At 69.3% G+C, this 20,276-nt stretch carries 17 protein-coding genes and 2 pseudogenes; 13 read left to right on the forward strand and 6 right to left on the reverse strand.

Annotation, left to right across the window (positions count from 1 at the left end; all coding sequences use genetic code 11):
* Nucleotides 1-1,205: 1,205 nt before the first annotated feature.
* The 10 genes from AC5Y7V_RS04115 to AC5Y7V_RS04160 all read left to right on the forward strand — a co-directional run bounded on the left by AC5Y7V_RS04115 (nucleotide 1,206) and on the right by AC5Y7V_RS04160 (nucleotide 11,965).
* The gene (locus AC5Y7V_RS04115; protein WP_499878747.1) at nucleotides 1,206-2,531 is read left to right on the forward strand and encodes a hypothetical protein; all 1,326 of its coding nucleotides are present in this window, start codon (nucleotides 1,206-1,208) and stop codon (nucleotides 2,529-2,531) included.
* 280 nt (nucleotides 2,532-2,811) lie between these two features.
* The gene (locus AC5Y7V_RS04120; protein WP_499878748.1) at nucleotides 2,812-3,981 is read left to right on the forward strand and encodes an XdhC family protein; all 1,170 of its coding nucleotides are present in this window, start codon (nucleotides 2,812-2,814) and stop codon (nucleotides 3,979-3,981) included.
* Nucleotides 3,982-4,013: 32 nt separating this feature from the next.
* Nucleotides 4,014-4,892: an FAD binding domain-containing protein gene (locus AC5Y7V_RS04125; protein ID WP_499878749.1), complete on the forward strand. Its 879-nt coding sequence runs from the start codon at nucleotides 4,014-4,016 to the stop codon at nucleotides 4,890-4,892.
* 2 nt (nucleotides 4,893-4,894) lie between these two features.
* A complete protein-coding gene (locus AC5Y7V_RS04130; protein WP_499878750.1) occupies nucleotides 4,895-5,386 on the forward strand; it encodes a (2Fe-2S)-binding protein in 492 nt (163 codons plus the stop codon).
* Nucleotides 5,383-7,782: an aerobic carbon-monoxide dehydrogenase large subunit gene (locus tag AC5Y7V_RS04135; RefSeq protein WP_499878751.1), complete on the forward strand. Its 2,400-nt coding sequence runs from the start codon at nucleotides 5,383-5,385 to the stop codon at nucleotides 7,780-7,782. Before AC5Y7V_RS04130 ends, AC5Y7V_RS04135 begins: the two co-directional genes overlap by 4 nt.
* Nucleotides 7,782-8,657 carry an XdhC family protein gene (locus tag AC5Y7V_RS04140; RefSeq protein WP_499878752.1) on the forward strand — a complete coding sequence of 292 codons (876 nt, stop codon included), beginning with the start codon at nucleotides 7,782-7,784 and terminating at the stop codon, nucleotides 8,655-8,657. Before AC5Y7V_RS04135 ends, AC5Y7V_RS04140 begins: the two co-directional genes overlap by 1 nt.
* Nucleotides 8,654-9,229: a nucleotidyltransferase family protein gene (locus AC5Y7V_RS04145; RefSeq protein ID WP_499878753.1), complete on the forward strand. Its 576-nt coding sequence runs from the start codon at nucleotides 8,654-8,656 to the stop codon at nucleotides 9,227-9,229. The genes AC5Y7V_RS04140 and AC5Y7V_RS04145 overlap by 4 nt, the downstream gene beginning before the upstream one ends.
* Nucleotides 9,226-10,095, forward strand: a complete 870-nt coding sequence (locus AC5Y7V_RS04150) for an AAA family ATPase (protein WP_499878754.1) — start codon at nucleotides 9,226-9,228, stop codon at nucleotides 10,093-10,095. Before AC5Y7V_RS04145 ends, AC5Y7V_RS04150 begins: the two co-directional genes overlap by 4 nt.
* A 13-nt stretch (nucleotides 10,096-10,108) precedes the next feature.
* On the forward strand, nucleotides 10,109-10,750 hold the full coding sequence (locus AC5Y7V_RS04155) for an SRPBCC family protein (protein ID WP_499878755.1): 642 nt from the start codon (nucleotides 10,109-10,111) through the stop codon (nucleotides 10,748-10,750).
* Nucleotides 10,751-10,756: 6 nt separating this feature from the next.
* Nucleotides 10,757-11,965, forward strand: coding sequence for a vWA domain-containing protein (locus AC5Y7V_RS04160; protein WP_499878756.1), 1,209 nt, complete (start codon nucleotides 10,757-10,759; stop codon nucleotides 11,963-11,965).
* Here AC5Y7V_RS04160 and AC5Y7V_RS04165 read toward each other — a convergent pair.
* From AC5Y7V_RS04165 to AC5Y7V_RS04180, 4 genes and pseudogenes are all read right to left on the reverse strand, one after another.
* The gene (locus tag AC5Y7V_RS04165; protein WP_499878933.1) at nucleotides 11,943-12,122 is read right to left on the reverse strand and encodes a hypothetical protein; all 180 of its coding nucleotides are present in this window, start codon (nucleotides 12,120-12,122) and stop codon (nucleotides 11,943-11,945) included. The two genes, AC5Y7V_RS04160 and AC5Y7V_RS04165, sit on opposite strands and share 23 nt — an antisense overlap.
* A gap of 54 nt (nucleotides 12,123-12,176) precedes the next feature.
* Nucleotides 12,177-12,557, reverse strand: a pseudogene (locus AC5Y7V_RS04170) (molybdopterin cofactor-binding domain-containing protein); the annotation flags it as partial.
* A 247-nt stretch (nucleotides 12,558-12,804) separates the two neighbouring features.
* Nucleotides 12,805-14,058: pseudogene (locus AC5Y7V_RS04175) on the reverse strand (molybdopterin cofactor-binding domain-containing protein); the annotation flags it as partial.
* Nucleotides 14,051-14,524 carry a (2Fe-2S)-binding protein gene (locus tag AC5Y7V_RS04180; RefSeq protein ID WP_499878757.1) on the reverse strand — a complete coding sequence of 158 codons (474 nt, stop codon included), beginning with the start codon at nucleotides 14,522-14,524 and terminating at the stop codon, nucleotides 14,051-14,053. The pseudogene AC5Y7V_RS04175 and the gene AC5Y7V_RS04180, both read right to left, overlap by 8 nt.
* 46 nt (nucleotides 14,525-14,570) lie before the next feature.
* Between AC5Y7V_RS04180 and AC5Y7V_RS04185 the strand changes: the two genes are divergently transcribed.
* Complete coding sequence (locus tag AC5Y7V_RS04185) at nucleotides 14,571-15,692, forward strand: glycoside hydrolase family 76 protein (protein WP_499878758.1); 1,122 nt, start codon at nucleotides 14,571-14,573, stop codon at nucleotides 15,690-15,692.
* A complete protein-coding gene (locus AC5Y7V_RS04190; RefSeq protein WP_499878759.1) occupies nucleotides 15,689-17,641 on the forward strand; it encodes an acetoacetate--CoA ligase in 1,953 nt (650 codons plus the stop codon). Before AC5Y7V_RS04185 ends, AC5Y7V_RS04190 begins: the two co-directional genes overlap by 4 nt.
* Here the strand turns inward: AC5Y7V_RS04190 and AC5Y7V_RS04195 are convergent.
* Complete coding sequence (locus AC5Y7V_RS04195) at nucleotides 17,600-18,298, reverse strand: DedA family protein (protein ID WP_499878760.1); 699 nt, start codon at nucleotides 18,296-18,298, stop codon at nucleotides 17,600-17,602. The two genes, AC5Y7V_RS04190 and AC5Y7V_RS04195, sit on opposite strands and share 42 nt — an antisense overlap.
* 58 nt (nucleotides 18,299-18,356) lie before the next feature.
* Here AC5Y7V_RS04195 and fbaA point away from each other — a divergent pair, with 58 nt between their 5' ends.
* Entirely contained in the window at nucleotides 18,357-19,388 is a 1,032-nt protein-coding gene (gene fbaA, locus AC5Y7V_RS04200) for a class II fructose-bisphosphate aldolase (protein WP_499878761.1), read from the forward strand.
* Between the two features lie 74 nt (nucleotides 19,389-19,462).
* Here the strand turns inward: fbaA and AC5Y7V_RS04205 are convergent, their stop codons facing one another.
* Complete coding sequence (locus tag AC5Y7V_RS04205) at nucleotides 19,463-20,230, reverse strand: Rv0361 family membrane protein (protein ID WP_499878762.1); 768 nt, start codon at nucleotides 20,228-20,230, stop codon at nucleotides 19,463-19,465.
* Nucleotides 20,231-20,276: the final 46 nt, after the last annotated feature.

Below are 20,276 nucleotides of genomic sequence, written 5' to 3' on the forward strand. Positions count from 1 at the left end.
TCGCCGACATGACGTTCTCGGCACCACCACCGGCCGCGGAGTACACCCTGACCCACGTGGCGGTGTCGTCGGCGCGCTCGGGAGGGGTAGCCGTCCAATATGTCGCGAACGATCCCATTCCGATAGATGATGCCGCTAACGGCAAGTTCACCGTGATGACCAACTTCGTCAATTCCGGTGATACCCGCATCGTCGAGATCACTTTCTCGCTGACGTGGAGCCCTCCCGCCGTCGACCCTGCGCATGCCCAGTACCAACAAGACCTCGCCGACTACCAGGCAGCCGTGGCACAGATTCAGCGAGAGGCGTACGCAACCGCGATTCGCAATCGGGTCACGGCCGCCAGCGGCATACGGCCACGCCCAGCCGACGACCTGCGCAGCGAAGAACGCCAGATCGTCTACGCCGACCTCATTCGACGCCTGAAGCTCTTCTCCGATCCTCACCTCGGCAGCGAATTGCTGCGTCAGATCTTCGACGTGGACGAGATGCTCTACTTCGTCGCTCCCGACTATTGGCGGCCAGCTACCACCAGTACGATTCCGCCGATTACCGCCGGCTCCGCCGGCCGGTATCCGGTGCCCCCGGACCCCGGCCCGACACCGTCCACCGACCCACTGGCCGGGGACGCGGTGGTCAGTTGGTATTCCCATACATCAAAGGACAATGCGATCGACGCTGACGGGAACATATCGGATGAATACCGGATCAACTACCCCATCACCACCGACAGTCAGCCGGCGCCGATGGGGAGTTCGCTGGGATGGCTCGTCCAGCTCGACGGCGACGAACGCCGCAACGAATTCATTAACGCGGCATGGGTGAAAGCGGTGTTGCCGATCCGGCCCGGCCATGAAGTCGATGCCCTCACCTGGCTCGCCGGTGCGAGCGTGGAAGGCGAGGCCGGGCTCGGACTTCCCTACTCGATGCAGCCGGGAGATCCTGAAGCCTACCGCAACAAGACCATCGGTGATGTCCTCAACCTGCTGGCAACAGAGTTGCAAGGCACCAACACCGACATCGCGCACACACTGGCAACGGAAAAGGTATTCGAAGACGGGTTCGACCCGCTGACGGGGGGATTCCGACCCGCAGCCCCCTACGAGGTTTTCGACCAGTGGATCGAGGTGCTTCCCACCGATCAAATCGTTGCCGCTGAAGTCGTCTACGATCCCAAGACCGGCCAGCTCCTGTGAGGGTGGCTGGTGAAAGACGTCAGTGCCGCCGTGGCAGCGCTCCAGAAGGATGCCCTGCTGATCAAAGATGATGCCACCGCGTCATACGTCGCCGATCCGAACTGGCTATTGCACGGCGACGGGTTGCTCAAATTTGACTTCCATATCCTCGACGCACGCGCCAACGACGGATTCACCTACCACCCAATTAAATTCGACGACGCAGGCATCACCGCGGCCAACAAGGCGAGTGCCGCGGGCAGGGTATTCGTACTCGACAGCGAGCGCGGGACGACACGCCTGTACTTCGTGTGGATCCCCAACCTGTTGGCGTCACGAATCACTAACGCTCGGATGCCCGAGCCGCTCAACTTCCACATACTTTTTCACCCGGCCCCGTATGCAGCCAAGTACGCTCGCACACCGTACTGGGACGGCAGGAACCGCGAAGACGGGGAAGCGCACTATGTCGACCTAGGGATGCGTTATCTCGCAACAGATTTCCCTTCGGTCGCCCATCACGTTATGGCAGTCACCAAGCGGGAACCCAACCTAGCGTATGTGGTTCCAGTCGCCCAGAACAGCGCCTACTTCACGGATCTCGTTTCGCCCACCGCAATGCTCAGCGTCCTCACCGAGATCTACCAATTCATCGCGCGCCAACTCAACCCGTCCACGCCTCCCCAGTACGACGCGGTCGGCAAGATCATGGTGTCGACATATAGCTATAGCGGACGGTTGCTACTGCCGCTGATGCAGACCCAGACCGGCCCCACGCAGAAATTCTTCACCGACCATCTTGCGCAGATCAACGCATTCGATATCAATCTCAACAACAATGCCCAGGAGCGCCAACAGCAATTCCAAACGCTTTGGACCCGCGTCCAACAATGGGCCGCAGCCGCCCCCCGCGCGCGGGCCTTCGTGTACACGGCCTATCCGGGTCACTTCGACTACTGCTCCGGCTTCTACACCCGCTACCGCAACGCGCACCCCAAGTTGCCCGAGCCGGCGCCCAGCAAACGATGGGCAGAACCAACCGTACTTAACCTGGAGACGCCAACGTGGTCACCGCCGGCCGTCAAGAGCAAGAAAGGCGACCAGCGTGGGATGGCATACGAGCAGTACGCCGTCGACGGTTCATCGGGGGCGATGTGCTTACCAATCTCCTTTTTCCAGTTCTATTTGCAGAACGGAGATGAAATCCTCGGCAATGAGGCCCGTGGCTGGTCTGACAGCTTCTATCACCGGCCTGCTCACGCCCACGGGCTCTTTCTGCGCGGAATGATGTCGCACGCGATCGCGCATGCCGACCCGCTGTTCTTCACCCAACCGGTGAGTCGCGGCAATAAATGACTTCAGTCCTGGACTGACCCTGAGCCATCGCGTATTTACCTGTGCCTGTGTACATTTGACCGACAGATACACGAATGCGGTGGGGAACCTTGCCCACTGGGCCAGACCCACTATCTGCACCTCGATCCCCCGCGCCCCAAGCACGGGACCGGGTCATCAACGCCCGCAGTTAGACAGGGGCCCCTTCGTGTGTCGGCGAAACCAGCCCTGATGACGACGCCCGGGAAGGGCAGTGCCGATTGCCCAACACGAGTTGGTCGACACGCTTTACTTTAAGAGGGTGCGTGACGTCCTTGCCGAGCTGATGGCGATCTGGCGCGCCGGCGATACCGCGGGGCTGGGCACGGTGGTGCGCACCTTCCGGTCGGCACCGCGCCCGCCGGGCGCCTCGATGGTGGTGGCGCCGGACGGTTCGGTGACGGGGTCGGTGTCCGGCGGCTGCGTGGAGGGCGCCGTCTACGAACTGGCCGGCGAGGTCGCCGAGTCCGGGACGCCGCGGCTGGAGCGCTACGGGGTCAGCGACGACGACGCGTTCGCGGTAGGGCTGACGTGCGGCGGCATCATCGACGTCTTCGTGGAGCCGGTGTCGCGATCGACGTTCCCCGAACTCGGCGCGGTGGCCGACGACATCGGCGAGCACCGCCCGGTGGCGGTCGCGACCGTCATCGCGCACCCCGACGCGCAATGGGTCGGGCGGCGGGTCGTGGTGCGGCCCGACGCGGTCGGCGGTTCGCTGGGGTCGCCGCGCGCCGACGGCGCGGTGGCCGACGACGCGCGCGGCCTGCTGGCGGTGGGCCGCAGCGACGTCCTCAAGTACGGGCCCGACGGGCAACGGCGCGGGGAGGGCATGGAGGTGTTCGTCGCCTGCTACGCGCCGCGCCCGCGGATGCTGGTGTTCGGCGCCATCGACTTCGCCGCGGCCCTGGCGCAACAGGGATCGTTCCTCGGCTACCGCGTCACCGTGTGCGACGCCCGCGAGCTGTTCGCCACGCCCGTGCGCTTCCCGACCGCCGACCAGGTCGTCGTCGATTGGCCCCACCGCTACCTCGCCGCCCAGGCGGAGGCGGGCGCCATCGACGGCAGCACGGTGATCTGCGTGCTCACCCACGACCCGAAATTCGACGTCCCGGTGCTCGAGGTGGCGCTGCGGCTACCCCAGGTCGGCTACGTGGGCGCGATGGGGTCGCGCCGCACCCACGACGACCGGATGAACCGGCTGCGGGCCGCGGGGCTGACCGACGCCGAGCTCGCCCGGTTGTCCAGCCCCATCGGGCTGGACCTCGGCGCCCGCACCCCCGAGGAGACGGCGGTGTCGATCGCCGCCGACATCATCGCCAAGCGCTGGGGCGGCGGGGGCCGCCCGCTGACCGAGACCGGCGGACGGATCCACCACGACGCCCCGGAGCCGCAGGTAGCGGGCGAGTTCAGCGATCACTTAACTCGCCATTGACGCCCCAGTGTGACGCGGCCCACACTGCTCCCATGCAAGTACCTGGGCCCTTCGAATACGAACGCGCGACCAGCGTCGACCACGCCGTCGGACTGCTGGACCGATTGGGGGAGGGCGCACGCGTGATCGCCGGCGGGCACAGCCTGCTGCCGATGATGAAGCTGCGCATCGCCAACCCCGAGTACCTCGTCGACATCAACGACCTGGCGCCCGAGCTCGGCTACGTGATCACCGATCCGACCCTGGTGCGCGTCGGCGCCATGACCCGCCACCGCGAGATCCTGGAGTCCGACACCCTGGCCGGCGTGTGCCCGATCTTCCGCGACGCCGAACGCGTGATCGCCGACCCGGTGGTCCGCAACCGCGGCACCCTCGGCGGCTCGCTGTGCCAGGCGGATCCGGCCGAGGATCTCTCGACTGTGTGCACCGTGCTGGGCGCGGTGTGCCTGGTGCGTGGACCGTCGGGGGAACGCGAGATCGCGATGGACGACTTCATCGTCGGCCCGTACGAGACGGCGGTCGCGCCGAACGAGATCCTGATCGAGGTCCGAATCCCCGTGCGGCACAAGACGTCCAGCGCATACGCGAAAGTGGAACGGCGCGTGGGCGACTGGGCCGTCACCGCAGCGGGCGCGGCCGTCACCCTTGACGACGGCTCGATCGCCGCCGCGCGGGTGGGCCTGACCGCGGTTAACCCCGACCCGGGCGCGCTGGCCGAGCTGGCGGCGGCGCTGGTCGGCCGGCCGGCCACCGAGGAGGCGTTCGCCGAGGCGGGCCGCCGCGCTGCGGCGGCGTGCGAGCCGGTGACCGACGTCCGCGGCACCGCCGACTACAAGCGGCACCTGGCCTCCGAGCTGACCATCCGCACATTGCGCACCGCCGCCGAACGTGTTCGCGCAGGAGGGAATTGACCATGCAGGTGAACATGACCGTCAACGGCGAGCAGGTGACCGCCGAGGTCGAACCCCGGACGCTGCTGGTGCACTTCCTGCGGGATCAGTTGCGGCTCACCGGAACCCACTGGGGCTGCGACACCAGCAACTGCGGGACGTGCGTGGTCGACGTGGACGGCGTCCCGGTGAAGTCCTGCACGATGCTGGCCGTGATGGCGTCCGGTCACAGCGTGCGGACCGTAGAGGGACTAGCAGGGCTAGCCGGAGCTCTGGACCCGATCCAGGAAGGCTTCATGCGCTGCCACGGGCTGCAATGCGGATTCTGCACACCGGGAATGATGATTACGGCCCGCGCCCTGCTGGACCGCGATCCCAACCCCGACGAGGAGACCATCCGGGAGGCGATCTCCGGGCAGATCTGCCGCTGCACCGGATACACGACGATCGTGCGCTCGATCCAATGGGCTTCGGCGGAGGCACGCCGCAAAGTTGACGTGGAGGCACAGTCATGACCACCATCGAATCGCGCCCGCCCTCACCCGAAGACACCGCTGACAACGACCAAAAGCCGTGCGGCCACGGCCGGATGCTGCGCAAGGAAGATCCGCGCTTCATCCGCGGCCGCGGCACCTACGTCGACGACGTCGCGCTGCCCGGCATGCTGCACCTGGCGATCCTGCGCTCGCCGTACGCGCACGCCCGCATCGCCGGCATCGATACCACTGCGGCGCAAGCACATCCGAAGGTCAAGGCGGTGGTGACGGGCGCGGACCTGGCCGAGAAGGGCCTGGCCTGGATGCCGACGCTGTCCAACGACGTGCAGGCCGTCCTGGCCACCGACAAGGTGCGCTTCCAGGGCCAGGAGGTGGCGTTCGTCGTCGCCGAGGACCGGTACTCGGCCCGCGACGCGCTGGAGCTGATCGACGTCGACTACGACCCGCTGGACCCCGTCGTCGACGTGCGTAAGGCGCTCGACCCGTCGGCGCCCGTCATCCGCACCGACCTCGAGAACAAAAAAGACAACCACATCTTCGACTGGGAGACCGGCGACGCCGCCGCCACGGACGCGGCGTTCGCGACGGCCGACGTCGTCGTCAAGCAGGAGATCGTCTACCCGCGGGTGCACCCCGCGCCGATGGAAACCTGCGGCGCGGTGGCCGATTTGGACCCGGTGACCGGCAAGCTGACGCTGTGGACCACCTCGCAGGCGCCGCATGCGCACCGCACGCTGTACGCGTTGGTCGCCGGCCTGCCCGAACACAAGATCCGGGTGATCTCGCCCGACATCGGCGGCGGCTTCGGCAACAAGGTGCCGATCTATCCCGGCTACGTGTGCGCGATCGTCGGCTCGCTGTTGCTGGGCAAGCCGGTGAAGTGGATGGAGGACCGCAGCGAGAACCTGACGTCCACCAGCTTCGCCCGCGACTACATCATGGTCGGCGAGATCGCCGCCACGAGCGACGGCAAGATCCTGGCGATCCGGTCCAACGTGCTGGCCGACCACGGCGCGTTCAACGGCCAGGCCGCGCCGACGAAATACCCGGCCGGCTTCTTCGGGGTGTTCACCGGCAGCTACGACCTGGAGGCCGCCTACTGCCACATGACCGCGGTGTACACGAACAAGGCACCCGGCGGGGTGGCCTACGCGTGCTCGTTCCGGATCACCGAGGCGGTCTACTTCGTCGAACGACTCGTCGACTGCCTGGCGTTCGAGCTCAAGATGGACCCGGCCGAGCTGCGGCTGCGAAACCTGTTGCGGCCCGAGCAGTTTCCGTACCAGAGCAAGACCGGGTGGACGTACGACTCGGGCGACTACGAGGCCACCATGCGCAAGGCCATGGACATGATCGGCTACGACGCGCTGCGCGCCGAACAGCGGGAGCGCCGGGCGCGCGGCGAGCTGATGGGCATCGGGATGGCGTTCTTCACCGAGGCCGTCGGCGCCGGACCGCGCAAGGACATGGACATCCTTGGCCTGGGCATGGCCGACGGGTGCGAGCTGCGCGTGCACCCGACCGGCAAGGCCGTTGTGCGGCTCTCGGTTCAGAGCCAGGGGCAGGGCCACGAGACGACGTTCGCGCAGATCGTCGCCGAGGAGCTCGGCATCCCGCCCGACGACATCGAGGTGGTGCACGGCGACACCGATCAGACCCCGTTTGGGCTCGGCACCTACGGCAGCCGGTCGACGCCGGTGTCGGGCGGGGCGGCGGCGCTGGTGGCGCGCAAGGTGCGCGACAAGGCGAAGATCATCGCGTCGGGCATGCTCGAGGTTTCGGTCGCCGACTTGGAGTGGGAGAAGGGCTCGTTCCACGTCAAGGGCGACCCGTCGGCGGCGGTGACCATCCAGGACATCGCCATGCGCGCGCACGGGGCCGGCGACCTGCCCGACGGCATCGAGGGTGGCCTGGACGCCGAGGTCTGCTACAACCCGTCGAACCTCACGTATCCCTACGGCGCGTATTTCTGTGTGGTGGACGTGGATCCGGGCACCGCGGTGGTCAAGGTGCGCCGCTTCCTCGCGGTGGACGACTGCGGCACCCGCATCAACCCGATGATCATCGAGGGCCAGGTGCACGGCGGCATCGTCGACGGCATCGGCATGGCGTTGATGGAGATGATCGCGTTCGACGACGAGGGCAACTGCCTCGGCGGGTCGCTGATGGACTACCTGATCCCGACCGCGGTCGAGGTGCCGCACCTGGAGACCGGTTTCACGGTGACGCCGTCGCCGCACCACCCGATCGGCGCGAAGGGCATCGGCGAGTCGGCCACCGTCGGATCGCCCCCGGCCGTGGTGAACGCGGTGGTGGATGCGCTGGCGCCGTTCGGGGTTCGGCATGCCGACATGCCGCTGACGCCGTCCCGGGTGTGGGAGGCGATGCAGGGCAGAGCGAGGCCCCCAATTTGATGACCATCAGCGAGCGGGCGCGGCAGCTGTTGGCGGCACGGACACCGTTCGTGCACGCGACGGTCGTGCGTGCCCAACCGCCCACGTCCTCGTACCCGGGGGACGAGGCAATCCTGTTGGCGGACGGCACGATCGAGGGCTTCGTCGGCGGCCAGTGCGCCCAGAATTCCGTTCGCAAGGCGGCGATGGGTGCGCTGCAGGCCGGCGAGAGCGTGTTGCTGCGGGTGCTTCCCGACGGCGACGTGCACTTCCCCGAGGCGCCCGGCGCGTGCGTCGTCGTCAACCCGTGCCTGTCCGGCGGGTCGCTGGAGATCTTCCTGACACCGCAGCTGCCGGCCCCGCTGATCCAGGTCTACGGCGCCACGCCGATCGCCGACGCGCTGGCCCAGGTATGCGCCATGCTCGGTTACGACGCCCGCCGCGATGGCGACCTCGCCTCGGGGGAAACAGCCACCGCCGTGGTGATCGCCAGCCACGGCGGGCCGGAAGCCGAAACCATCCGTGCCGCACTGGATCACGGCGTCGGGTACATCGGCCTGGTGGCCAGCAAGGTTCGCGGCGCCGCGATGCTGGACTCCCTCGACCTCTCCCCGGAGGAGCGGGCGCGGGTGCACACCCCGGTCGGGCTGGCCATCGGCGCCAAGACCCCCGCCGAGATCGCCGTCTCGATCGCGGCCGAACTCATCGCCGGGATCCGCGGCGGCCTGCGCCGCGCAACCGTGCCGGACCGCCCGGCCGAGGCGGTCGATCCGGTGTGCGGCATGTCGGTGACCATCGGGCCCGACACCGAGCACCTGTGGGTGGCCGGCGCGGATTACTGGTTCTGCGGCCCGGGCTGCCGCGCGGCGTTCGCCGCCGGCAACGCCGGCGCATGACCGTCACCGGTGTCGTGCTGGCGGCCGGCAGTTCACGCCGGCTCGGTACACCCAAACAGCTACTGCCATACCGGGATACGACCCTTTTGGGTGCCACCCTGCGGGCGGCCCGCGGCGCCGGGTTCGACCAGCTCGTCGTCACGCTCGGCGGCGCCGCCCGACAGGTGCGCGCCGCGGTCTCCCTGGAGGGGGCCGACGTGGTGACGGTCGACGACTTCGGGACCGGGTGTGCGGCCTCGCTGCGGGCCGCGCTGGACCGGGTTGACCCGCGGGCCGACGGCATCGTGCTGATGCTCGGCGATCAGCCCGGGATCGATCCGGCGAAGCTGCGGCGCCTCGCCACCGACGGTGCGGCGGCCGATATCGCGGTGTGCCGGTACGACGACGGCATCGGTCACCCGTTCTGGTTGGGCCGCAGCATGTTCGGCGAACTCCGCGAACTGCACGGCGACAAGGCGGTGTGGAAGCTGGTGGAGTCGGGTCGGTACCAGGTGCGCGAGCTGGCGATAGCGGGTCCGATCCCGCTCGACGTCGACACGTGGGACGACTACCGCCGGCTGGTGCAGTCATGACGTTCACCGATGTCGACGACGTCGTCGCCCGCTTCGACGCGCACGACTACCTGCTCGACACAGGAACGGCGTCGGCGATCTACCTGGCGACCACGCTCGGCCGCCCGCTGCTGCTGGAGGGCGAACCGGGCGTCGGCAAGACCACCGCGGCGAAAACCCTTGCGGCGGTGCTGAATACCACGCTGATCCGGCTGCAGTGCTACGAGGGCTTGACCGCCAGCGAGGCGCTGTACGACTGGAACTACCAACGCCAGCTGCTGTCCATCCGGCTGGCCGAGGCCAGCGGCAGGGGCATCGAAGAAGCCGACCTCTACACCGAAACCTACTTGGTCGATCGGCCCATCCTGCGGTGCGTGCGGCACCGCGGCCCGACGCCGCCGGTGCTGCTCATCGACGAAATCGACCGCGCCGACGACGAATTCGAGGCTCTGCTGCTGGAGTTCCTCGGCGAATCGGCGGTCACGGTCCCCGAGCTGGGCACCTTCGTTGCCGAGCGCCCGCCGATCGCGGTGCTGACCTCCAACCGCAGCCGCGACCTGCACGACGCGCTGCGCCGCCGCTGCCTGTACCACTGGATCGACTACCCGGAGCCGGCCCGGGCCGCCGCCATCGTCCGGCGGACGGTGCCCGGGGCGACCGCGCCGCTGATCGAGCACGCGACGCAGTTCGTCGGGCGCACCCGCGAACTCGACCTGGACAAGCCGCCCGGTGTGGCCGAGACCATCGACTGGGTCGCCGCCCTGGTGTCCCTGGGCGTGGCCGACCTGGTCGACGAGGTGGCCGCGGTCAGCCTGGGGGCGCTGGCCAAGACACCGGACGACCGTACTCTGATTCGCGACGCGTTCGCCGAATACAGCCGCACCTGAGAGGACCCACCGCATGAAGATCGCCAACCAGTTCACCGTCAGTGCGCCCATCGAGCAGGCCTGGGACGTGCTGTGCGACCTGGAACAGGTGATCCCGCTGATGCCGGGCGCGCAGCTGACCGGCCACGAGGGCGAGGACTACCTGGGCAAGGTCAAGGTCAAGGTCGGCCCGGTCACCAGCGAGTTCAGCGGCAAGGTGCGCTTCGTCGAGCTGGACCGCGACGCGCACCGCGCGGTCATCGACGGCAAGGGCAAGGAAGCGCGCGGCACCGGCAACGCCGCCGCCACGGTCACCGCCCAGCTGCACGAGGACGGGGGCCGGACCAGCGTCACCGTCGACACCGATCTCAAGATCGTCGGCAAGCTGGCCCAGTTCGGCAGCGGCATGCTGCAGCAGGTTTCGGAGAAGCTGCTGGGCCAGTTCGTGGAATCGCTAGAGGCCGAACTGGCCGCGAAGAACGCCCCGGCCCCGGCGAGCGTCAACGGCGCCGCCGCGGCCGAACCCGCACCCGCGCCGCGCCACGCGGCCGCCGAGCCCGAGCCCATCGACCTGCTCGATCTCGCCGGTGGCGACCAGCTCAAGAAGTACGGCGCCGCGGCGGCCGTCGTGCTGGCCGTGCTGGTGCTGATCTGGGTGCTGCGCCGCCGGGGCTAGCGGCTCGTGAGCACCCCACTGCTGTTGCGGGGCGTCGACCTCGCGGCGTTCGCCGCCGCGCTGGTGGCGCGCCTGCGCGGCGCGGGGGTGCTGGTGTCGGCCAACGGGCCGGCCGACTTTGTGCAGGCGCTGCGCCGGTTGGTGCCGGACACCACGTCGGCGCTGTACTGGGCGGCCAGGCTGACGCTGGTCAACCGGATGGAAGACCTGGTCGCCTTCGACGCCGTGTTCGAGGAGGTGTTCGGCGCCGCCCGCCCCGAAGCCGCGGCGGGCCCCGAATCGGTCCTGCCCCTCCCCGGGCCGAAGGCACCCGGGGCCGGCACGCTGCAGCCGACGGGAAGCCGATCGGGTGGCGGCGCCCACGGATTGCCGTGGGCCGCAAGGACGATGGCCGGCGACGACGGCGGAGCCGCCAGCGTCCTCCTGCCGGATCTCCTGCCCAGCCGCATCGCCGCGCGCGCCGACGAACCGTTCGAGCGTTTCGACGCGCAAGACCTTCGCCTGCTCGGCTCCTGGCTGGAGGCGACGGTCGCGCGCTGGCCGCGGCGCCGCAGCATGCGCTTCGAAGCCAGCGCGGGCGGCAAGCGGATCGACCTGCGGGCCACCATGAACGCGTCGCGCGAAACCGGCTGGGAATCCGTGATACTGGCGCGGACGCGGCCCCGCCGGCGGCCCCGGCGGGTCGTCCTGGTCTGCGACGTGAGTCGCTCGATGCAGCCGTACGCCGCGGTCTACCTGCATTTGATGCGTGCGGCCGCGCTGCGCCAGGCGCGCATCCGCCCCGAGGTGTTCGCGTTCTCGACGTCGCTGACCCGGCTTACGGCGGTGCTCTCGCACCGCTCGGCCGAGGTGGCGTTGCAGAAGGCCAACGCGAAGGTCACCGATCGCTACGGCGGCACGTTCATCGGCCGTAGCCTGGGCGCCCTGCTGGCGCCGCCCCACGGCAACGCGCTGCGCGGCGCGGTGGTGATCATCGCCTCCGACGGCTGGGACGCCGACCCGCCCGAGGTGCTCGCCCACGCGATGGCCAGGTTGCGCCGCCGGGCCGCGACGCTGGTGTGGCTCAATCCCCGTGCGGCGCACGGCGATTTCCAGCCGCTGGCCGGGTCGATGGCCGCGGCACTGCCCTATTGCGACCTGTTCCTGCCGGCGCACTCGCTGACCGGGTTGCGCGAATTCCTGCTCGCCCTCGCTAGCCCGGCATCGCGGCGATGAGCTGTTCGGCGGTCAGCGGCAGCGAGCGCACCCGCACGCCGAGCGCGTCGTAAACCGCGTTGGCGATCGCCCCGGCCGTTGGGCCCTGGGCGCACTCGCCGATGCCCAGCGGCGGGTTACCCTGTCCCGCAACTAATTCGACGTCGACCGCGGGCACCTCGGAGAACCGCAGGATGGGGTAGGTCTCCCAGGTGTCGCTGGTGACGTTGAACTCGTCGAACCGCACCCGCTCCTTGAGCGTCCAGCTGGTGGCCTGGATCGCGCCGCCCTCGATCTGGTTGGCCGCGCCGTCCGGGTTGATGATCAGCCCGGCGTCCACCGCGATCACCAGTCGGCGCACCCGGACCTCCTCGACCGCCTCGACCTCGGCCACCACCGCGCAGTAGGCGGCCGAATTCTTGTACCGTGCATAGCCGATGCCGCGACCGACGGCCTCCCGCGGCGCCCACGATTCCCACCCGGCCCCGCAAAGCCGCGGCCCGCAGCACCGCCCGCCCGCGCGGATCCGACAGGTGCGCCAACCGGAACTCGACGGGATCCCGGCCCGCGGCCACGGCCAGCTCGTCCATGAACGACTCCGCGGCAAAGACATTGACGAACGCGCCCAGCGAGCGCAGCGCCGAGGTGCGCAGCGGCATCTCGGTCAGCAGGTGGTTGATCACCCGGTAGGACGGAAAGTCGTAGCCCGGCACCGAGTTACGCCCGGTGCCGCCGCCCCACTCGACCGGCGGCTCGCCGCCGGCGCGGATCGGCTCGCCACCGGCGCGCTCGCTCGCCGCCAGCAACGCCGGCGTCGGCGCCGTGCCGGGACGGCCCATGTAGCTGCCGCTCCAGATCTCGTGGCGCCAGTCCACCACGCCGCCGTCGTCGCCGCAGTCGGCGGCGATCTCGACGACGGCCGCGGGACCGAAAGGCGCCCAGGCCAATTCGTCGGCGCGCGACCAGACCACGTGCACCGGGCGTCCGGGCACCGCCCGGGCCAGCAGCGCGGCGTCCATGGCGGCGTCGTCGGCGCCGTTGTGCCCGTAGCACCCGGCCCCCTCGACGTGGCGCACAACCACCCGGTCGACCGAAAGGCCAAGCGCGGACGCCAATTCCCGCCGCAGCACGTGCACGCCCTGGCTGTGCGACCAGACCTCCAGCCGGCCGTCCGGGTACCACAGCGCCGCCGCGGCCGACGGGCCGATGGAGGCGTGCGCCAGGTACGGACGGTGGTACCGCGCCGAGTGCGATCGCGCCGAACCGACCGGCGCCCCAGCATCTTTCGACGCGAGCACCGACGTCTCGGCCGCCGCCGACACCAGGAACGATGGCAGGTCGTTCTCGTCGGGCAGCGTCGCCCGTCGATCCCACGTGGCGTCGCCGCGCAGCCGCTCGGCGGCGCGCACCGCGACCTCCTCCCGTTCGGCCACCACGCCGAGGAACTCGCCGTCCCGCACGACGGTGATCACACCCGGCAGCGCCAGGGTGGGGCCGGCGTCAAGATCGCGCAGCGTCGCCCCGCGCGACGGCGGGCGCACCACCCGGCCGTACAGCTGCCCGTCCAAAACCAGGTCGTGCAGGTAGCGCGGCCGCCCGGTCAGCTTGTCCGGCAGGTCGAGGCGCGCGACGTCGGTGCCGACGACCGTGTAGGCCGATTCCGGCTTGGGCGCCGCCGCACCGGTGGCCTCCCGGTCCAGCAGCGAATCGTCGGCCAGCTCCCAGTAATTCGTGGCCACCCCGTGCGGGCCGGTGATCTCGCCGTCGGCGACGTCCAGCTCGTCGGGCGCCACGGCGAGCTTGGCGGCCGCGGCTTCGACATAGATCGCCCGCGCCTCGGCGCACGCCTGGCGCAGCGCCGCGCCCGACTGCTGGATCGAGCGGCTGCCGGCGGTAAAGCCCTCGTCCGGGCTGCGGTCGGTGGCCGCGGCGGTCATCCGCACGCGGGCGACGTCGATGTCGAGTTCCTCGGCGGCGATCTGCGCCAGCGCAGTCAGCACGCCCTGACCCAGCTCGACCTTGCCCGAGCGCACCTCCACGACGCCGTCCGGGCCGATCCGAACCCATTCGCCCAGAACGGGATTGGCCGCCAACGACTCCGGCAGGTCACCCATCCAAAGACCCCCGCAGCTCGGCCCCGGCGCTCAGCACCGCCGCCACCACCCGGTTGTGCGAGCCGCAGCGGCACAGGTTGGGGTCCAGCGCCGCGCGCACCTCGGCCTCCGTCGGGTCGGGGTGCTCGGCCAACAGCGCCGCTGCCGCCACCACGATGCCCGACATGCAATACCCGCACTGCGCCGCCTGCCGCGCGATCAGGGCGCGCGAAACCGGGTGCGGCTCGCCGTCGTCGCCGAGCCCCTCGACCGTGCGGATCGACCGGTCGCCCACCGACCACAGCGGGGTGTCGCACGAGTAGATCGGACGGCCGTCGGCCAGGACGAAGCACGCGCCGCACAACCCCACCCCGCAGCCGAACCGCGTCCCCTTCAAACCCAGGTGGTTACGCAGCACGTACAGCAGCGGTATGTCGTCCTCGGCGTCGACCTCGTGGCGCCGCCCATTGACCGTCAGTCTTCGCATGGGCTCCAGCATCCTCCGCCGCGCCGCTAGGGCAGGATCGACAGGTATGGATCAGCTATGGGCCAACCGGGCTGCCAGCTCCGAAGCCGCTGTCGCGCAACGCCACCTGAAACGGTTGTGGGCGCTGCCGGGAACCCAGCTGGGGGTGGTGGCCTGGCCGGCGGCCCGGCCCGACCGCCTGTTCGGCACCTGGCACTACTGGTGGCAGGCGCACCTGCTGGACTGCCTGGTCGACGCGCAGCTGCGCGACCCGCAACCGCACCGGCGCACCATGATCAATCGCCAGGTCCGCTCGCATCGGCTGCGCAACAACCTGCGGTGGACCAACAGCTACTACGACGACATGGCCTGGCTGGCGCTGGCGCTAGAACGGGCCGCCCGGATCGCCGGCGTCGAGCGCCATCGCGCGCTGCCCAAGCTGGCCGACCAGTTCGTCCGGGCGTGGGCACCCGAGCAGGGCGGCGGCATCCCGTGGCGCAAGCAGGACAAGTTCTTCAACGCCCCGGCCAACGGCCCGGCGGGCATCTTCCTCGCCCGCTACGGCGACCACCTGCAGCGGGCCGAGCAGATGGGCGACTGGATCGACCGCACCCTGATCGACCCCGAGACGCACCTGGTGTTCGACGGCATCAAGGACGGCTCGCTGGTCCGTGCCCAGTACACCTATTGCCAGGGCGTGGTGCTGGGCCTGGAGACCGAGCTGGCCGCGCGCACCGGCGCGGAAGCCAGGGCCCGCCACCAGGCGCGGGTGCATCGGCTGGTCGCGGCGGTCGGCGAACACATGGCGCCCTCGGGTGTGCTGCGGGGCGCCGGCGGCGGCGACGGCGGCCTGTTCGCCGGGATCACCGCCCGATACCTCGCGCTGGTCGCCACCACGCTGCCCGGCGACTCCGCGGACGACGCCATGGCCCGCGACGCCGCGCGCACCATCGTGCTGTCGTCGGCGAAATCGGCCTGGGACTACCGGCAAACGGTGGAGGGGCTGCCGCTGTTCGGCGCGTTCTGGGATCGCGACGCCGAGCTGCCCGAGCCGGGCGGCGAACAGGCGCAATTCGTCGAGGGCGCCGTCAACGCCTCCGAGATCGCCGAGCGGGATATGTCCGTTCAGCTATCGGGCTGGATGCTGATGGAGGCCGCATGTAACGTCACCGCCGTGAGCGAGTCATGAGCAAACTCAGCGGCGACTGGACCCCGGACGAGGCAACGCTTGCCGAGGCCAACCTCACCCGCTTCATGGCCTGGCTCGCCGAGACCGGTCGCGGCGAGTACGGCGATTACCACGAGCTCCTGCGCAACTCGGTCGACGACATCGAATGGTTCTGGGACGCGGTCTGGAATTACTTCGACATCCAGGCGGACAGCCCCCCGACCGCGGTGCTGGGCAACCGTTCCATGCCGGGCGCCGAGTGGTTTCCCGGCGCCACGGTCAATTACGCCACCGAGGTGTTCCGGCACGCCACCGACGCGCGCCCGGCCCTCATCGTCGTCGGCGAGGACGGCTCGACCGAATGGTCCTGGGCGCGGCTGCAGCGGGAGACGGCGGCGTTCGCGGCCTACCTGCGCAACCTCGGCGTCAAGCCCGGCGGCGCCGTCGTCGGCTACCTGCCCAACGTCGCCGAGGCCGTCGTCGCCGCCCTGGCCGCGGCCAGCGTCGGCGCCATCTGGGCGGTGTGCAACCAGGACGTGGCCGTCGACGGCGTAATCGCCCGGCTGGGTCAGGTCGAGCCCACCGTGCTGGTGGCCACCGACGGGTCGGTGTACGGCGGCAAGCGCATCGACCGGCGCGCCGAGCTCGCCACGATCCGGGCCGCCATGCCGACGCTGAAGGCCACCGTGGTGGTGCCGCGGCTCGGGCTCGAGATCGACGACGACGCCGTGCCCTGGACCGCGGCGGTCGCCGACGATGCCCCTCTGGAGATCACGCCGGTCCCGTTCGCGCACCCGCTGTGGGTGATGTTCTCGTCGGGAACGACAGGCAAACCGAAGGGCATCGTGCACGGCCACGGCGGCGTGCTGCTCGAGCACCTGAAATACCTTACGCTGCAACTGGATTTGCACCCCGACGACCGTTTCCTGTGGTACTCGTCGACCAGCTGGATGATGTGGAACTTCCTGGTGTCCGGGCTGCTGGTCGACACGACCATCGTGCTCTACGACGGCAGCCCGACGCATCCCGGCACCGATGGCCTCTGGCGGGTCGCCGCCGACACCGGCGTCACGTTCCTCGGCGCCGGCGCGGGCTACCTATTGGCTTGCGCCAAGCAGGAATTGAAGCCGGGCGAGACGTACGCGCTGGACGGGGTGCGCGCCGTGGGATCCACCGGTTCCCCGCTGCCGGCGTCCGGATTCCGCTGGGTGCAGGAGGGGCTCGGCCGCCCCCTTCCGGTGATCTCTATGAGCGGCGGCACCGACGTGTGCACGGCCTTCATCGGCGGCTGCTCGATCGTGCCCGTGGTGGCCGGTGAGCTGTCATGCGTCTGCCTCGGCGTGGCCATCGAGGCGTGGAATGGCCAGGGGCGCCCCGTCATTGGCGAGGAGGGCGAGCTGGTGGTGACCGAGCCGATGCCGTCCATGCCCGTGTTCTTCTGGAACGACGACGACGGCAGCCGCTACCGCGCCGCCTACTTCGACAAGTACCCCGGGGTGTGGTGCCACGGCGACTGGATCACCATCACCGAGCGGGGATCCGTTGTGGTGCACGGCCGTTCGGACGCGACGTTGAACCGGATGGGCGTGCGGATGGGCAGCGCCGAGATCTACACGGCGGTCGAGCGCATGCCCGAGGTGCATGACTGCCTCGTGGTCGGCGTCGAACAGGACGACGGCGGCTACTGGATGCCGCTGTTCGTTTCCCTGGCCGACGGCGTCGAGCTCGACGAGCCGCTGCGGTCGAGGATCGCCGCGGAGATCCGTCAGCACGCGTCGCCGCGCCACGTGCCGGACGACATCCTGGACGTGCCGGGCATACCGCGGACCCTGACCGGCAAGCGGCTGGAGATCCCGATCAAGCGGATCCTGCTGGGGGCCGCGCCGGACCAGGCCGTGCAGCAGAGTTCGATCGACCGGCCGGACCTGCTAGACGCTTTCGTTGCCTACCGCAGAAGCCGCGTCTCCTGAGTCCACGCGGGGAGCGCGACGGCGCCCCCGGTAGCCGCGCCAGGCGGCGATGAACGCGGGGATCAGCGAGACGAACAGGATGCCCAGGATGATCTTTTCCAGGTTCTGGTGCACGAACGGCACGGTGCCCAGGAAGTAGCCCGCCAGCGTCACGCCGCCGCCCCAGGTGATGCCGCCCACGATGTCGAATCCCAGGAACACCGGGTAGCGCATGTACGACACCCCGGCGATCACGGGGACGAACGTGCGCACGAACGGCGCGAAGCGGGCGAGGATGACCGCCCAGGGCCCGTACTTCTCGAAGAACGCGTGCGACTCCGTCACGTAGTGCTTCTTGAAGAACCGGGAATCTTCCTTCTTGAACAGCGCCGGCCCGATCCGCCGCCCGATGAAGTATCCGCATTGATCGCCCAGCACCGCGACAACCGCGACGGACGGCGCCAGCACCCAGATGCTCGTCGGTGGGTTCGGGTGCGCGGTCAGCAGCCCGCCGGTGAACAGCAGCGATTCGCCCGGCAACAGCGGAAACAGCAGCCCCGTCTCGATGAAGACGATGACCAGGATCCCGGGCAGCACCGCTTTGCCGAAGACGCCGCCCGAGCCCAGCCAGTACATCGGGTCGAGGATGTTCGGCAGGGCCGTCACCACGGTGCTCACGATGCTTCAACATACCGGTCTTGCGATACTGGACGGACCCAGCCGCCAGGAGGATCCCATGCCCATCGCCACGCCCGAGGTCTACGCCGAGATGCTGGGACGCGCCAAGGAGAACGCGTACGCCTTCCCGGCCATCAACTGCACGTCGTCGGAGACGGTGAACGCCGCGATCAAGGGCTTCGCCGACGCCGGCAGCGACGGCATCATCCAGTTCTCCACGGGCGGTGCGGAGTTCGCGTCCGGCCTGGGGGTCAAGGACATGGTGGCCGGCGCCGTCGCGCTGGCCGAGTTCACCCGCAGCATCGCGGCCCGATACCCGATCCACGTCGCCCTGCACACCGACCACTGCCCCAAGGACAAGCTGGACAGCTACGTGCGGCCGCTGCTGGCGATCTCCGCCGAACGGGTGGCGTCCGGGCAGGACCCGCTGTTCCAGTCGCACATGTGGGACGGCTCGGCGGTGCCGGTCGAGGAGAACCTCGCCATCGCGCAGGAGCTGCTCAAGGAGGCCGCGGCCGCCAAGATCATCCTCGAGGTCGAGATCGGCGTGGTAGGCGGCGAGGAGGACGGCGTCGCCCACGAGATCAACGACAAGCTCTACTCCACGCCCGAGGATTTCGAGCGGACGGTCGAGGCGCTCGGCCACGGCGAGCACGGCAAGTACCTGCTGGCCGCGACGTTCGGCAACGTGCACGGCGTGTACAAGCCCGGCAACGTCAAGCTGCGCCCCGACGTGCTGGCGCTGGGGCAGCAGGTCGCGGCGGCCAAACTGGGCCTGGCCGCCGACGCCAAGCCGTTCGACTTCGTCTTCCACGGCGGCTCGGGGTCGCTGAAGTCGGAGATCGAGGAGGCGCTGCGCTACGGCGTGGTGAAGATGAACGTCGACACCGACACCCAGTACGCGTTCACCCGCCCGATCGCCGGGCACATGTTCGCCAACTACGACGGCGTGCTCAAGGTCGACGGCGAGGTCGGCGTCAAGAAGGTCTACGACCCGCGCAGCTACCTCAAAAAGGCCGAGGCCGGCATGAGCGAGCGGGTCGTCGAGGCCTGCAACGACCTGCACTGCGCCGGGAAGTCCCTGGGCTGATATCGCCGAGCAGACGCAGAATCGCACGTTTCGGCTACCAAACATGCGATTCTGCGTCTGCTCGCGATGAACAGTTAGCCGCTGGGGGACTGGCAGATCTTCCACTGATCGTCGCGGTACTGCAGGTCGAGGCTGCGCGTGGAACGCAGCGACGGGTCGTACGCCATGAACGTGGTGATGTTCGCCTCGGCGTGCTGGCCGTTGACGACGACCTGGTCGATGCTGGCGATCACCGGATACTGCTTGGCCGCCGAGACCCGCTGATAGGTTTCCTGCCACGCGTGCTCGTCGTAGTCCACGTATCCGTCGCGGACGGTCCCGCATGTCACGGTGCGCAGCGCGGTCAGGTCGCCCCGCTGCACCGCGACGTCGTACTGCTGGATGGTGTGCCGAACCTGGTCTTCCTCAGACACTTTCGTGTGTTTGCCGCGGGTCAGCAGCACGGTGCCCAGGATCGCGATCGCCGCCAGCGCCAGCACGATCACCACCAGCGCCAGCACCCAGCCCCAGTTGAACTGCCGGGTGGTGCGCAGTTTCGCCCCCAGCCGGGGCGGAATCGATTGCGGCACAGCAGCTTTCGGGGGAGTGCCCAGCTGTGTCGTCGCGCCTTCGGCGGGTGGCGGCGACGCGAAGACCTCGGTGGCCGGCTCCGGGGTAGTGGCGATGACCTGGGTTTCCTTCGCGTCGAAGCCGGGTGCGGTGAACCGACGCTCTCGCTGCTGGCCGTCCGCGGCCTCGCTGTCCTGATCGCCCTTGTTGATCACCACGGTCTCGGTCTCGGGGTCGACGGGCACCAGCGGCTGGTCCTCGGCTGCCCCTTCGGGTTCGGGCGGATTGGGCATAGAGGGAGCTTAGCGACCCGCCGCGGGGGAACGGCAAAATAGACGC

This window comes from Mycobacterium sp. NGS34, assembly GCF_059812845.1.